Origin of the sequence: Streptomyces sp. NPDC017056 (genome assembly GCF_044332485.1) — a bacterium.
Taxonomy (GTDB): domain Bacteria; phylum Actinomycetota; class Actinomycetes; order Streptomycetales; family Streptomycetaceae; genus Streptomyces.
In genome coordinates this window covers 74,727-88,161 of sequence record NZ_JBIRPD010000024.1, presented here as the reverse complement: position 1 = coordinate 88,161, position 13,435 = coordinate 74,727, and the positions used below count along the sequence as shown (strand labels likewise).

The following is a 13,435-nucleotide window of genomic DNA, read 5'->3' as shown; positions in this document are numbered from 1 at the left end:
TGGTCGGCAAGTTCCAGCCAGGACGGTCGATGGTGGCGGCCACGGGAGCGTCGCATCAGGGCTTGAGTGCGGCCAGGCGCTCCGGGGTGTACGGCTCGGCGGTGCGGGTTGTTTCAGCGACCTGGGGGAGTTCGCGGTCGGAGAAGAGAGCGATGTGCCGGCTCGCTTCGCCGCACACGCTGGTGTGGGCGATGCCGAGCGGGATCCGGACGCAGTCACCCGGTCCGAGCCTGACGATGCCGCGCTGACTGACCAGGGTTCGGTGGCCGCTGACCTGGTACTGGATCTCGTCGGCGTCCAGCGTACGGTGATACATCCGCCCGCCCCCGGGCAGCAGCCGCACGGTGCCCAGGCGGAACCCGGCGCCGCGGTACAGCCAGGTCAGCCCGGGCTCGTCCGCGCCGGTGAGGACTTGGAGGCGTTCTTCGTCCGCGTGCACCTGCCGCAACAGCCGCAGTTCGTCGACGGGCGCGACGGTGATGTCATGCCCGGGAGCCCCCATGCACTGGGTGACCGCCTCGTTGGTCTTGCCCGCCTCCCAGCCGGGGAAAGGCGGGAAGACGGCCTCTGACTGCCGGATGGCGGCGCGTTCCTCCTGGACAGGAGCGGGTGTATAGAACAGCAGGTGGCTCTCCCGGCGCCCGTAGTTGTCGTGGGCGACGCCCCTGGGCAGCCGGGAGAACTCCCCCGGCCGGTGCTCGACGACTCCCAGTTCGGTCATCAGCGTGCGTTCGCCCGCGATCTGGTAGGAGATCTCGTCGACGTCGCAGTTGCGGTGGTAGAAGGGCTGCCGGTTGTCCATCGTCTGCCACTCGACACGGACCTGGGCGCTCTCGTAGATGCCCCGTGGTGGCGCGAACGGCACGGCCTCGTACTCCACCGGGAAGTGGACCACGCCGAGGGGTTCGTGGTCCCGCCAGAGCTTTATCGGGAACGGGCTGGGGTGCGGTGGGGAGAGCAGGAGATGCTCGTCGCGCTCGACCGTGCGGGAGGGTATGCCGGATGTGCGGGAGGGCCTGGCGGGTGCGTGGGAGGGGATGGCGGGTGCGTGGGAGAGTTGGTCGGAGAAGACGAGCGCGATGCGTTCGGTAACGGTGCCCATGAGACGTCCTTGTTCCGTGTTCCGTCGAGGTGAGGGCCAGAACTTCGGGCTTCGGCTCCGCCGGTTGCCCGGTCGGGGTACGGGCGGGGCTCAGGAGCCGGCCGTATCGGCGTGGTGCACGGACCGGACCTGCGCCAAGGTCGGGTCGTACGCCTGCGCGATGCCCGCCGCGTGCTGCACGTGCTTGCGGACCTCCGGGTCCCGTAGAGCCACGGCGTAGCTGGCCTGGTCGGCCCACTGGGCGTAGTTGACGACGCGGGTGCCGTCCAGGCTGACGTGCAGGTTGGCCGAGATGAAGCCGGGCATCTTCGTGAAGATCGATCGCGTGGCCTCGTCGAGGGCCTCCACCAGGGCTTCCTGCTGTTCGGGGGCGACGGTGAACATGTTCACCAGAGTCACCCGGGGCGTACCCGTGGTGACGGAGATGGTCGTCGCAGGACTGGTCATGGTGGTCCTCCTGATGCTTCGTACCGGGGCGCGAGGGCGTCGACCGGCGCTAAGTTAGCACGCTAATTTGCGTTAGCAGGCGAATCAAAGTTGCTACGCTAACGGCATGGCCTCCCATGCAAACCCGGAAGAATCCCTGGGCTTCGCGCTCAAGACGTTGCAGCAGACCCTGAGGTCCCGGATGGACGCGGCCCTCACCGAGGCCGGCCTGACGACACCGCAGTACCTGGTGCTCGCCCTCCTCGAAGACCACCCGGGCATCTCCAACTCCGAACTCGCCCGTCGCTCGGCGGTCGCCGCGCCCACCATGCTCAGGATCCTCGACGCCCTCGCCAAGGCCGGTTACATCGAGCGCGCGGACCGCACGCCGCAGTTGCGGACCCGGGGTACGACGCTGACCAGCAGTGGCCGCAACCGGCTCGCCCAAGCGTCGGCAACGGTGGAGGAGTTCGAGAACCTTCTGCGAGGCGCGGCGGGGGCGGACGAAGCCGTCATCTTCGCGTGGCTGCGCACCTGCACCGACCTGCTGACGGGGGCACCCGCCGCGCCCGAGCCGGAGACTTCGCCGGCCCCCGAGCGACGGCGGTAAGCGCACCGCATCCACATCCCGAGCACGCCGAGCACATCGAGCATCCCGGGCACGCCAAGCACGCCGAGCACATCGAGCATCCCGAGCACGCCGAGCACGCCGAGAAAGGTACTTTCATGCCGCTTCTGCTGAGCCGCTCAGACCTGAGCCGACTCGCCGCCGACGATGACGAACTCGACGGCGCCATCGACGCCGTCGAGAAATCGGCCGTCCAGTGCGCCACCGGGGACCGGGCGCAGACCATCTTCACGGGACTGGACCTGGCCAACGGCGACGAGTTGGCCGCGCAGTTCGTCTCGCTGGCGAGCGGCCCCGCGACCTTGCGGCTCTTTCCCAACAGGGTGAAGGGGGAACGTCCCAACGCATGGCTCGGGATGCAGCTGGACGGCACCACGGGCGCGGTCGACAGCATGATCGCGCTGGACGACTTCAACGTGCTGCGCACGTCGGTCCCCGCCGCTGTCGGTGTGCGCCACCTCGCTCCCGCCGGCGCCACCACACTGACGGTGCTGGGCAGCGGGGCACAGGCCCGAAGCCACGTGCGCACCATCCGTCGCGTGATGCCGGGTCTGAGGCACCTGAAGCTCTGGAGCCCGACGCCCGGGAGCCGGACGGCGTTCGGCGCGGAGCTGCGCGCTCAGCTCGGCGACGGGATACGCGTGACGGTGGCGGACACCATCGACGACGCAGTGGACGAGGCCGACGTCATCACCGCGGCGGGCCGCTACTCCCATGGCGAGGTGGCGGTGCCCGATCCCGGGTCCGTGCGTCCGGGTGCACTGCTGGTCAGCATGACCGGCGCCGGTGGCAACCTGCTCGAACGCGGCGCCCGCTTGGCGGTGCCTACGGCGCGTCGCCCGGAACTGGTGGCCTTCGGCTTCGCCAGTGGATTCATCGGCGACACCCCTCCGCCGCCGCCCGTCGGCGCGCTGGAACTGGCAGATGTGATCGCGGGCAAGGTGCCCGCCCGCGGCTCCCACACGGACACGATCGTGTTCGAGCTGGCCGCGCCCTACCAGTGGGACGTCCCGATCCTGGCGTGGATCCGAGCGTGGGCGGACCAGCGGGGGCTGGGCACCGCGTTCGACTTCTCCGGTTGACCGGTTGCCTGGGGGTGGGCGAGGTGGGCTGCGGGGCTGCGTGAGCCGTTAGCGGGACGTTAGTCGTACGGCGGTAAAGCATAAGCAGGGGGCGGCAGCCTGTTCTTACCAACCGAAGCCGAACGGGGAAGAACATGTCGCACCGCACCGCGCTCCGCCACGTCCGCAATGCCGCCGCCGCGACGGTGATCGCTGTCGCCGCGTTCGGGCTCACCGCCTGCCAGGACAGCGGAGGGCTCAAGACCTCGTCGTCCTCGTCCGCCCCCACGGACACCCAGCAGTCGCCCGCTTCCACCGCAAAGGGCGGTACCGCCAAGGGCGGCGCCTCGAAGGGCGGTACCGCAAAGGGCGGTACCGCCAAGGGCGGCGCCTCGAAGGGCGGTACCGCAAAGGGCGACACCTCGAAGGGCGGCGCTTCGAAGGACACCTCCCCGAAGGGCGGCACCCCGGCCGGTACCCCCAAGAAGTCCGGGGTGAAGTGCACCGACCAGGTCAACTACGCGGACGACCCCCGGTCCAACGCCGAGATCAACAGCATCGGCGAGGACACCGGCTACTGCCCGCCGATCCAGCACAAGTAAGCGCCGGGCTCCCGTGTCACACCGCCATCGAGCGCGTTGCCGTGCTCCCCTTCCCCTGCTCAGGGCGTCTGCCGTAGTCGTGCCACGCGGTGGTCAGGCGGTGCACCGCCTCGGTCAGGGTTTCGGGCGTGGCCAGGAAGTGGATGCGGATGAACTGCCGGCTTCCTCCTGAGGCGTCCAGTCCGCTGCCGGGCAGTACGGCTACTCCGTGGCGCAGGGCCACCTGGTTGAAGGAGTCGCCGTCGCCGTGCGGCAGGCGCACCCACAGGGTCTGGCCGCCCGTGACGGGCTCGGTCCGCCATTCCGGCAGGTGTTGTGCCAGTTGTGCGGCCAAGTGGTCGTGGCGGGCCTGCCGTTCTGCCGCCATGTCCTGGCAGTGGGCTTCCAGGTGGGGCAGCAGTTCGGCGGCGGCCAGTTGCGCGGGAAGGCTGCCTCCGAGGTCGTGGACTGCCCGTAGGCGGGCGAGGCGGTCGGCGGCGGGGCGGGGCGCCCGTATCCAGCCGATGCGCAGCCCGCCCCAGACACTCTTGCTGAGCGAGCCGACGGCGATGGTCGTTTCTTCGGACGCGGCGAGCGGAGGCGGCGTGTGGTGGCCGGGAAAGGCCAGGTGGGCGAGGACTTCGTCGTCGATGAGCGGTACACCGGCGGCAGCGGCCGCCACGGCGAGCCGGCGGCGCGCCAACCGTGGCAGTACCGCACCGGTCGGGTTGTGGTGGGTGGACACGAGGTAGGCGAGTTCCGGACGGCGGGACGAGGAGCGCAGGACCGCTTCGAAGCCGTCCAGGCCGACGGGGAGTGTCCGCAGGTGAGCGGCGTGCTCGCGGAACGTCTCCAGCGCGCCGGGGTAGGTGGGGGCCTCGACCAGCACGGTGCCGCCGGGCTGGACGAAGGCGCGGGCGAGCAGGGAGAGGGCCTGCTGGCCGCCGTTGGTGACCAGGATCTGCCCGGGGTGGGTCGGTACGCCGCGCCGCGTGTAGTGGTCGGCGACGGCGCGGCGCAGCTGCGGGTGGCCTGCCGGGTGGTAGCCGGTTTCCTCCGCGGCGGCCCCCAGCCGCGTCAGGGCCCGTTCGTAGGCGGACAGCACGATCGGTGGTGGTGCGGTGGGCGCGGCGCACGCCAGGAGGATCACGTCGTCGTCGCGGGGTTCCAGGAGGTGGAGGAAGACCGGTGCTCCGGTGGTCTCCTGAGGTGTGGCGCGTGCCGGGCCCGCGACGCGGGTGCCGCTGCCCTGGCGCCGGACGATCCGGCCTTCCAGGCGCAGTTGTTCGTACGCGGCGACGACGGTTCCGCGTCCCACCGCGAGCGCGGAGGCCAGCGGGCGGTCGGGGGGCAGCGCGGTGCCCGGTGGCAGCTCGCCCTCGTCGACGAGGCGTCGCAGCCGGGCGGCGAGCAGGAGGTAGAGGGGGCCGCGGCCGGCCGACCACCGGCCGAGGCGGTCGGCCAGTTCGGCTGGGTCCATGGCCAAGGTCGGTTCTCTCACGTCGGGTCGAGGATTGGTTCGCCGGGCGGACCAATTATGGGGCATTGGCTCTGTGCCGGTGTTCCGCGGGCGGCGATGATCACGGCATGACGACTCGACACGAGGATTCCCGCCATTACGCCGCCGTATCGGTGCCCGCCGCCATCGCCGAACTGCCGGGGCCTTTCCAGCAGCGCAACCTGGCCATGGTGAACGACACCACCGTTGTCCGCCTCGCCCGCATTGAAGGCGACGCCTGCCCTTGGCACCACCACGACGAGGACGAGATGTTCCTCTGCTGGGACGGCACCTTCGAAATCCAGCTGGAGGGGCGGGAGCCGGTGGTGCTCAAGGCGGGTGAGCTGTTCGTCGTGCCCAAGGGCGTACGGCACCGTCCCGTCGCCGAGGAGCCCGCGCACGTCCTGCTCGTCGAGCACCCGGACACCAAGCAGTACGGAAGTTGACCAAGCAGTACGGGGTCGGGTGCGGGGCGGGCGTCATGTCGTGCCCGCGACGCCCAGGACGAAGGCGAAACGGTCCGTGAACTCCAGGACCGGCCCCGGGTGCTGTTCGGCGATCTCCCGCAGCCCGTCGCGGAGTTCGGCGTCGGAGAAGGTGGACAGGACCGACATCCAGCGGTGGGCGACCAGGTGCAGCCAGTGGTCCCGCTCGACGAGCACCCGGAATTCCTCCGTGCCGGTGGTCACCGCCAGCCCGGCCCCGCGCAGTGCGGCGGCGACCCGCGCGGGTTCGGGCTGGGCGGCGGCGAACCGGTCCAAGGCCCGTGGGAAGAGCGGGTAATCGAGCTTGGGCGGGAGGGTGACGACGAGGATGCGGCCGCGGTCGGCCAGGCGGCCGGCGAGGCCGGTCAGCGTCTCCTCCAGCGCCGTGAAGTGGTGGACCGCCTCTTTGACCAGCACCGCGTCGAAGGTGTCGCAGGGCAGCGGTACGCCGTGGGCGGCGATCTGTTCGGCGGTGGCCGCCACCGGGCGCAGGCGGCGGTCCCTGGGGAGGCGGGCCAGCATCGCCGCCGAGGGGTCGACGCACAGCAGGGGCCTGCGTTCGGTGGCGTAGGGCAGCAGCCGGCGTGCGAACAGGCCGGTTCCGCCGCCGATGTCGGCGATCCACTCCCCCGGGCGGGCGCGGAGTCCGCGGCGGATGCGGTCGTGCATCCAGTCGAGGTACTCGGGGCGGTGGGCCCACGTCTCGTCGTACGTGTCCGCCAGCTGTGCGTAGTGGTCGTGGAGTGCCTCGTTCACGCGACGGCCTCCCGGGCCGGACGTGCCGCTCGTCATGGAGTGCCGCCTCTCGTGCCGTGGTCAGGTGGCGACCGCCGGTGGGATCACCGCCGCCCGGGAGGGCAGCGGCACCCGCATCATGCCCGCGGCGCCCGGCCTTCTTCAGGCGCGCGTCGGCCTGGGGCGTGTCCGCAGGGTGCCGTCTGTCCCGCCAGGAAACCCGGGTGCGCCGCGATCACCGCTCCTGGAGGATGGGCGGTATGGACAGTGCGCTGCGTCGCAGATATCCCGACCATGACTGGACCCGAGTGACCGATGGGGCATCCGGGGCCGCCGTGTACCACCTCACCGGCGGCTCCCGGGAGTTGTACGCCAAGCTGGCGCCCGCCGGTGCCGCCGCGGCGTCCGGGCTGAGCCTGCCGGCCGAGGCCGAGCGGCTGGTGTGGCTGGCGGAACAGGGCGTCCCCGTGCCGCGTGTCGTGGAGAGCGGTGGCGCCGGTTCGGTCGCCTGGCTGGTCACCGAGGCCGTGCCGGGGCGGCCCGCGAGTGCCGAGTGGCCGGAGCACCAGCGGCACGACGTGGCCGCCGCGCTCGCCGGCCTCGCCCGCTCGCTGCACGGGCTGCCGGTGGAGCGCTGCCCGTTCGACCGCGCTCTGGCGGTGACGCTGCCGCAGGCGGCCCGCGCCGTCGCGGACGGGGCCGTCGACCTGGAGGACCTGGACGAGGAGCGCGCCGGCTGGTCGGGCGGCCGGCTGCTGGCCGAGCTGGAGCGGACCCGTCCCGCGTCGGAGGACCTGGTCGTCTGCCACGGCGACCTGTGTCCGGACAACGTCCTCCTCGACCCCGGCACCTGCCGGGTGACCGGCCTGATCGACGTGGGCCGTCTCGGCCGGGCGGACCGGCATCTCGACCTCGCGCTGGTGCTGCGCGAGTTGGCGCACGAGGAGGACCCGTGGTTCGGTCCCGCGTACGCCGAGACGTTCCTGCGCGCGTACGGGAACGGTCACGGTACGGCGGTCTCGCAGGAGAAGCTGGCGTTCTACCGGTTGCTGGACGAGTTCTTCTGAGGCGCGCCCCGGTGGTGCGGACCGGTGGCTCGCCCCGGTGGCGCGGCCAGGTGGCTCGCCCCGGTAGTGCGGCCCGGCGGCGTGGCGGCCCAGTAGGGTCCTCCCCATGACCGAACCGAACTTTCTGCTGGACACCCGGGCTTCCTACGACGCCATGGCCGACGACTACGTCGCGTTCGCGAGCGGCGAGCTGGACGCGAAGCCGCTGGAGCGGGGGATGCTCGCCGCGTTCGCCGACCTGGTGCGGGCCGGGGGCGGCGGCCCGGTGGCCGACGTGGGGTGCGGTACCGGCCGCGTGTCCGCGCACCTGGCCGGCCTGGGTCTGTCCGTCTTCGGCGTCGACCTGTCGCCGGGGATGCTGGCGGTGGCCCGCCGCGAGCACCCGGGGCTGCGCTTCGAGGAGGGCTCCATGCTGGCCCTGGACATACCGGACGGCAGCCTCGCCGGCGTGGTGGCCTGGTATTCGACCATCCACGTTCCGGCGGAGCGGCTGCCGGAGGCGTTCGCCGAGTTCCACCGGGTCCTCGCGCCCGGCGGCCACCTGCTGGCCGCGTTCCAGGTGGGCGACGAGCCGCTGCGCCTGGAGGAGGCGTGGGGGCACCCGGTCTCGCTCGACTTCCACCGGTGGCAGCCGGACCGGTTCGCCGCCCTGCTGGACCGGGCCGGTCTGCCCGTACGGGCCCGCATGCTGCGCGAGCCCGACGTCGGCGCGTTCGCCGAGCGGACGCCGCAGGCCACCCTCCTGGCCCGTAAACCGGCCGCGGAGTAGCCCGCCGGAGCGGCCTTGGCGGGCCTGCTCACCTGGCCTGGGAGGCTGTCCGCTGCCCTGCCGACGCCTCGACCAAGGCCGCCGTGAAGGGGTGCTCCGGCGCGGTCAGTACGCGGTCGGCGGGGCCCTGTTCGACGACGTCGCCCGCGTCCAGCACCACGACGTGCCCGGCCGTGGCCGCCGTGCCGAGGTCGTGGGTGATCCACACCAGTGCCAGGTCCGGCTGCTCGCGCAGGTGACGGTCGAGGACGGTGAGGATGCCGCGCCGGGTGACCGTGTCCAGGCCCGAGGTGATCTCGTCGCAGATCAGCACACGGGGGCGGGCGAGGAGCGCGCGGGCGAGCGCCGCGCGCTGGAGTTCGCCTCCCGAAAGCTGCCCGGGGCGGCTGTGGACGTGCTGCTCGCCGAGCCCGACCTCGGCGAGCAGCGCGCCGGCCTGTGCCGTGGCGCCGGCCGGGTCCGCGCCGCGCAGGCGCACCGCCGTGCGGGCCACCTGCGCCAGTACCGTGCGGTGTTCGTCGAAGGACGCCTGAGCGTCCTGGAAGACGTATTGCACCGCGGCGAGTTGGCCGGGCGTGCGGTCGCGCAGGCTGCGCGGCAGCGGGGCTCCGTCGAGGCGGACGTCTCCCACGTACGTACGGTGCAGCCCGGCCAGGCACCGGCCGAGCGTCGTCTTGCCGCTGCCGGAGCGGCCGACGACCGCCACGCGCTCGCCGGGCCGGATGCGCAGGGAGACGTCGCGCAGGACGTCGGCGGAGCGGCGGGGGCCGCCGTGGTGGTGGGCGGTCAGGTCTCGTACGTCCAGGAGTGCGTCGGCTTCCGGCTCCGGGCGCGCGTCGGGAACGGTGCTCCCGCCTTCCTCCGGGCGCGCGTCGGGATCGGTGTTTGCGCTCTCCTCCGGGCGCGCGAACAGTTCGCGCGTCCAGGTGTGCCGGGGTGCCTGGGCCACTTGCCGCACGGGGCCGGACTCCACCACCCTGCCGTCCTTGAGGACCACGACCTCGTCGGCCAGTTCGCGCACCACGTCCAGGTCGTGGCTCAGCAGGAGGACGCCGATGCCCTGCCGGGCGACCGACGCCAGCTCCGCCACGATGCGGCGCTTGGTGAGGGCGTCCTGCCCCGTGGTCGGCTCGTCGGCGACCACGACCCGGGCGCCGAGCAGCAGGGCCTGGGCGAGCACCACCCGCTGCTGCTGGCCGCCGGAGAGCTGGTGCGGGTAGCGCGACAACAGGGCGACGCCGTCCGGCAGTTGGGCGCCGGCCAGCGCGTCCGCGATGCGCGCTTCGGCGGCCCTGGAGCGCTCGCGGCGCGGCAGGTGGCGTACCTGGGCCCGGGCGATGTCGGCCAGCAGGGCGCCGGCCCTGCGGGCGGGGTTGAGGACCGCCGCCGGGTGCTGCGGCACGTGCCCGACCAGGCCGTCCGCGACGGTGACCGCACCCGAGACCCGGGCCCCTGGCAGGTACGCGCCGAGCAGGGCCAGGCCCGTCGTGGTCTTGCCGCTGCCGGACGCGCCCACCAGGGCGGTGACCGCGCCCGCGCGGACCCGCAGGCTCACTCCGTCGACGACGGCCCGGCCGCCCACCTCCACCCGCAGGTTCCCGACCTCGGCGACGACGTTCGCTGCCGCGCTCACCGGCGGCCCTCCTTCGGTCCGTGGGTGTGCCTTCGCAGCCCGTGGGTGTGCCTTTGCAGCAGCGCGTCGAAGACCAGGTTGCCGCCCATCGACAGCGCCACGATCAGCAGCGCCGGCACGACCACCGCCCACGGCTGCACGAACAGCCCGGTCCGGTTGCGGTCGACCATGACGGCCCAGTCCGCCGCGTCCGGTTCCACGCCGACGCCGAGGAACGCGGCGGTGGCGACGAGGTAGAGCACGCCGGTCAGCCGTACGCCCGCGTCGGCGGCGAAGGTGCGCAGCGCGGACCTGCCGACGTAGCCGACCGCCGTGCGCCACCAGCTCTCGCCCTGCATGCGCAGGGCCTCGACGGCGGGGCGTGCGGCCGCGGCGGACGCGGCGGCGCGGACGATCCGGGCCGCGTCGGGGATGTTGACGAGCGCCACCAGCAGTGCGAGCCCGGCGGCGCCCGGCGAGAAGACGGCGGCGACCAGCAGGATGAGCAGCAGCGACGGCACGGCGAGCAGGATGTCCAGGGGGCGCATCAGCAGTTCTTCGAGCCAGGCCCGGTGGGTGAGGGCGGCGGCCAGGCCCAGGGGTACGGCGACCGCGTAGGCGAGGACGGTGGCGGCCAGGGCCACGAGCACCACGGACTGCCCGCCGAGCAGTACCTGCCGCCACACGTCGCGGCCGACGAAGTCGGTGCCGAGCCAGTGGCCGCCGTCGAGGGTGAAGGACGCGGTGCGCGGGCCGGGGCCGCCCGCGAACAGCGGTCCGAGGAGGGCGAGGAGGAGGGGGACGCCGGCGATCAGGAGCCCGGCCAGACCGGGCAGTCGCGCCGTCGTGCCGTTCGGCTTCGGCATCAGGCCGCCACCCCCGCCCGTGGCGCGAGACGGCGGGCGACCACGTCGGCGCCCAGGTTGAGGGCCACGGCGATGACGCCGAAGACCACGGCCAGGCCCTGGACCACGGGGACGTCGCGTTCGGCGACCGCGTTCATGAGCACGGTGCCCAGGCCCGGGATGACGAACAGCGCCTCGACGACGATCACTCCGCACAGCAGCCAGTCGACGGTGCGGGCGAGTTGCTGGGCGGCGGGCGCGAGGGCGTTCGGGAGGGCGTGCGCGTACCGGATGCGGGCGGCGGACAGGCCGTAGCGGGCGGCCTGCCGTACGTAGGGGGAGCGCAGTGCGTCGATCATCCCGGCCCGTACCAGGCGGCTGATCGAGCACACCGGGCGGGAGAGCAGCACCAGGACGGGCAGGACGAGGACGGCAGGCTGGGCGAGCAGGTCGCCGCCGGAGCCGACGGCGGTCGGCGGCAGCCAGCCCAGCCGCAGCGCGAACAGGGTCACCAGCAGCACGCCGAGCGCGAACTCCGGTACGGCGTACACGGCCAGGGTCGCGGAGCTGACGAGCCGGTCGGCGAGCGAGCCCTCGCGGCGCGCGGCCAGGACGCCGAGGCCCACCCCGGCCGGTACCAGCAGCACCACGGTGATGGCGGCGAGCAGCAGGGTGGGGCCGAAGCCGTCGGCGAGGTAGCCGGCGACGGGGCGTCCGGAGGCGAGGGAGTTCCCGAGGTCGCCGTGCAGCAGCCCGCCCACCCAGTCGGCGAACCGTTCGGCTGCCGGGCGGTCCAGGCCGAGTTCGGTACGGATGGCCGCGATGCGGGCCGGGTCGGGCTGGTCGCCCGCCAGGGCGACGGCGGCGTCCCCTGGCAGCGCCTCGGTGAGCGCGAAGACGAGCAGCACCACGCCCGCGGTCTGCGCCACGCCGAGCAGCAGCCGGCGCGCGAGCCAGGAGCGCAGCACCGCCGGCCCGGCGCGTCCCGCGCGCGCCGGGGACGGTCCGGTCGGTGCGGTCACGCCAGCCACACCTTGTCGAAGCGGGCCCAGTCCAGGGTGTTGGCGGGCGCGTCGTGCGCGACGCCGTGCACGCGGCGGGAGGTGCCGACGATCCAGTCGGCGAAGCCCCACACCAGGAAGCCGCCCTCGGCGTACAGGCGGCGCTGCATCCGCCCGTAGACCGCCGCCCGTTCCTTCTTGTCCTTGGTGGACTGGGCCTGCTGGTACAGGGCGTCGAAGTCCTTGTGGTGCCACTTGGTGGCGTTGGTCGTGGAGCCGGTCAGCAGCCGCTGCGAGATGTGCGACTCGATGGGCATGGCGCCGGAGCGGTAGCAGCACAGGGTGCCGGAGTCGAGGATGTCGCTCCAGTAGCTGTCCTTGCTGCCGGACTTCACCTGGAGGGTCACGCCCGCCTTGGCGGCCTGGTCGCGGAAGATGCCGGCTGCTTCGGTGAACCCGGCGGCGACGGGCGAGGTGTCGAGAGTGATCCGCAGGTCTTCGGCGCCCGCCTGCTTGAGGAGGTGGCGGGCCCGGTCGAGGTCCTGGTGGCGCTGCGGCAGGTCGCCCGCGTAGTACTCGTAGCCCTTGCCGAACAGGTCGTTGCCGATCTCGCCCGCTCCGGAGAGCGCGCCGTCGAGGAGTTCCTTGCGGTCGGCGATGAGGAAGAACGCCTCGCGGACCCGCTTGTCGTCGAAGGGGGCACGGTCGGTCTTCATCGCGAAGGACTGCATGGCGCTGTTGCGCAGCCGTACGATCTCGATCTGGCCCTTGCCCTCGTGGGCGCGCGCGGTGGTGGGGTTGAGTTCGTGTGCGTACTCGACCTGGCCGCCGAGCAGGGCGTTGATGCGCGCGGACTCCTCGTTGGCGACGACGAATTCCAGCTCGTCCAGGTGCGGAGCGCCGTCCCAGTAGGAGTCGTTGCGCTGCACGACGCAGGAACGGCCCGGTGTGAAGGAGACGAAGCGGAAGGGGCCCGAGCCGACGGGCTTGGCGAAGTCCGCGGTGGTCGTGCCGGCCGGGATGACGTACGCGCCGAAGGCGGCCAGTACGTTGGGGAATTCGGCGGTGGGCCGCTTGAGCCGGAACTCGACGGTGTCCGGGGAGACGGCGCGGCTGGCGGCCAGGTCGATGGGCTCCAGGGACGCCTTGGCGCGGTATGCCTTCTTGGGGTCGGCTATGCGGCGGAAGCTGTAGAGGACGTCGTCCGCGGTGACCGGGTTGCCGTTGTGGAAGGCCGCCTTGCGGAGGGTGACCTGCCAGCGGTCGAGCGTGTCGTTCGGTTCCCACTTGGCGGCCAGGCGGGGGCGGGCGGCCATGTCGGTGCCGCAGTCGGCCAGCTTGTCGTAGAGGGCCTTGGCGCGGGCGACGTCGGCGAAGAGGTTGGCCAGGTGCGGGTCGAGGGTCTCGGACGCGCCGCCCCCGGCGAAGGCGGCGCGCAGCCGGCCGCCGCGCCGTGGGGTGCCGCCGCCCGTGCCCGGCGCGCCGGGTCCGGTGCCGCAGCCGGCCAGGAGGAGCCCGGCGGCGGCCGTGGTGCCCGCGGCGGCGGCGAGGAAGCCGCGCCGTCGCAGTCCGGGGTGGCCGCCGGTGTCCCGGTCGTGGGGTGGGAGTTCGGTCATGGTGGTCTC

14 protein-coding genes are annotated in these 13,435 nt (G+C 72.9%); 6 read left to right on the top strand and 8 right to left on the bottom strand.

The window, feature by feature from the left end:
• Window positions 1-55: 55 nt before the first annotated feature.
• A complete protein-coding gene (locus ACH4OW_RS33270) occupies window positions 56-1,102 on the bottom strand; it encodes a cupin domain-containing protein (protein ID WP_398031628.1) in 1,047 nt (348 codons plus the stop codon).
• A 90-nt stretch (window positions 1,103-1,192) separates the two neighbouring features.
• A complete protein-coding gene (locus tag ACH4OW_RS33265) occupies window positions 1,193-1,549 on the bottom strand; it encodes an antibiotic biosynthesis monooxygenase family protein (RefSeq protein WP_398031627.1) in 357 nt (118 codons plus the stop codon).
• Between the two features lie 106 nt (window positions 1,550-1,655).
• Here ACH4OW_RS33265 and ACH4OW_RS33260 point away from each other — a divergent pair, with 106 nt between their 5' ends.
• From ACH4OW_RS33260 to ACH4OW_RS33250, 3 genes are all read left to right on the top strand, one after another.
• The gene (locus ACH4OW_RS33260; RefSeq protein WP_398031625.1) at window positions 1,656-2,138 is read left to right on the top strand and encodes a MarR family winged helix-turn-helix transcriptional regulator; all 483 of its coding nucleotides are present in this window, start codon (window positions 1,656-1,658) and stop codon (window positions 2,136-2,138) included.
• A 116-nt stretch (window positions 2,139-2,254) separates the two neighbouring features.
• Window positions 2,255-3,238 (top strand): hypothetical protein, encoded by a 984-nt coding sequence (locus tag ACH4OW_RS33255; RefSeq protein WP_398031624.1) that lies wholly within the window; start codon window positions 2,255-2,257, stop codon window positions 3,236-3,238.
• A 134-nt stretch (window positions 3,239-3,372) separates the two neighbouring features.
• On the top strand, window positions 3,373-3,819 hold the full coding sequence (locus ACH4OW_RS33250) for a hypothetical protein (RefSeq protein ID WP_398031622.1): 447 nt from the start codon (window positions 3,373-3,375) through the stop codon (window positions 3,817-3,819).
• A 16-nt stretch (window positions 3,820-3,835) separates the two neighbouring features.
• On the opposite strand, the gene ACH4OW_RS33245 is transcribed toward ACH4OW_RS33250, so the two are convergent.
• Window positions 3,836-5,278 carry a PLP-dependent aminotransferase family protein gene (locus tag ACH4OW_RS33245; protein ID WP_398031621.1) on the bottom strand — a complete coding sequence of 481 codons (1,443 nt, stop codon included), beginning with the start codon at window positions 5,276-5,278 and terminating at the stop codon, window positions 3,836-3,838.
• 107 nt (window positions 5,279-5,385) lie between these two features.
• On the opposite strand from ACH4OW_RS33245, the gene ACH4OW_RS33240 reads away from it, so the two are divergent.
• The gene (locus tag ACH4OW_RS33240; RefSeq protein WP_360134760.1) at window positions 5,386-5,742 is read left to right on the top strand and encodes a cupin domain-containing protein; all 357 of its coding nucleotides are present in this window, start codon (window positions 5,386-5,388) and stop codon (window positions 5,740-5,742) included.
• A 33-nt stretch (window positions 5,743-5,775) separates the two neighbouring features.
• Here ACH4OW_RS33240 and ACH4OW_RS33235 read toward each other — a convergent pair whose 3' ends face one another.
• Complete coding sequence (locus ACH4OW_RS33235) at window positions 5,776-6,537, bottom strand: class I SAM-dependent methyltransferase (RefSeq protein ID WP_398031619.1); 762 nt, start codon at window positions 6,535-6,537, stop codon at window positions 5,776-5,778.
• 230 nt (window positions 6,538-6,767) lie between these two features.
• On the opposite strand from ACH4OW_RS33235, the gene ACH4OW_RS33230 reads away from it, so the two are divergent.
• Both ACH4OW_RS33230 and ACH4OW_RS33225 read left to right on the top strand, forming a co-directional pair.
• Complete coding sequence (locus tag ACH4OW_RS33230; RefSeq protein WP_398031696.1) at window positions 6,768-7,583, top strand: APH(3') family aminoglycoside O-phosphotransferase; 816 nt, start codon at window positions 6,768-6,770, stop codon at window positions 7,581-7,583.
• 106 nt (window positions 7,584-7,689) lie between these two features.
• The gene (locus ACH4OW_RS33225) at window positions 7,690-8,352 is read left to right on the top strand and encodes a class I SAM-dependent DNA methyltransferase (protein ID WP_398031618.1); all 663 of its coding nucleotides are present in this window, start codon (window positions 7,690-7,692) and stop codon (window positions 8,350-8,352) included.
• 28 nt (window positions 8,353-8,380) lie between these two features.
• Here ACH4OW_RS33225 and ACH4OW_RS33220 read toward each other — a convergent pair whose 3' ends face one another.
• The 4 genes from ACH4OW_RS33220 to ACH4OW_RS33205 are packed head-to-tail and all read right to left on the bottom strand — an operon-like array spanning window position 8,381 to window position 13,426.
• Window positions 8,381-9,985, bottom strand: a complete 1,605-nt coding sequence (locus ACH4OW_RS33220; protein WP_398031616.1) for an ABC transporter ATP-binding protein — start codon at window positions 9,983-9,985, stop codon at window positions 8,381-8,383.
• The gene (locus ACH4OW_RS33215) at window positions 9,982-10,830 is read right to left on the bottom strand and encodes an ABC transporter permease subunit (RefSeq protein ID WP_360134745.1); all 849 of its coding nucleotides are present in this window, start codon (window positions 10,828-10,830) and stop codon (window positions 9,982-9,984) included. The genes ACH4OW_RS33220 and ACH4OW_RS33215 overlap by 4 nt, the downstream gene beginning before the upstream one ends.
• Window positions 10,830-11,831, bottom strand: coding sequence for an ABC transporter permease (locus ACH4OW_RS33210; RefSeq protein WP_398031615.1), 1,002 nt, complete (start codon window positions 11,829-11,831; stop codon window positions 10,830-10,832). The genes ACH4OW_RS33215 and ACH4OW_RS33210 overlap by 1 nt, the downstream gene beginning before the upstream one ends.
• Window positions 11,828-13,426 carry an ABC transporter substrate-binding protein gene (locus ACH4OW_RS33205; RefSeq protein WP_398031613.1) on the bottom strand — a complete coding sequence of 533 codons (1,599 nt, stop codon included), beginning with the start codon at window positions 13,424-13,426 and terminating at the stop codon, window positions 11,828-11,830. Before ACH4OW_RS33205 ends, ACH4OW_RS33210 begins: the two co-directional genes overlap by 4 nt.
• Window positions 13,427-13,435 lie beyond the last annotated feature (9 nt).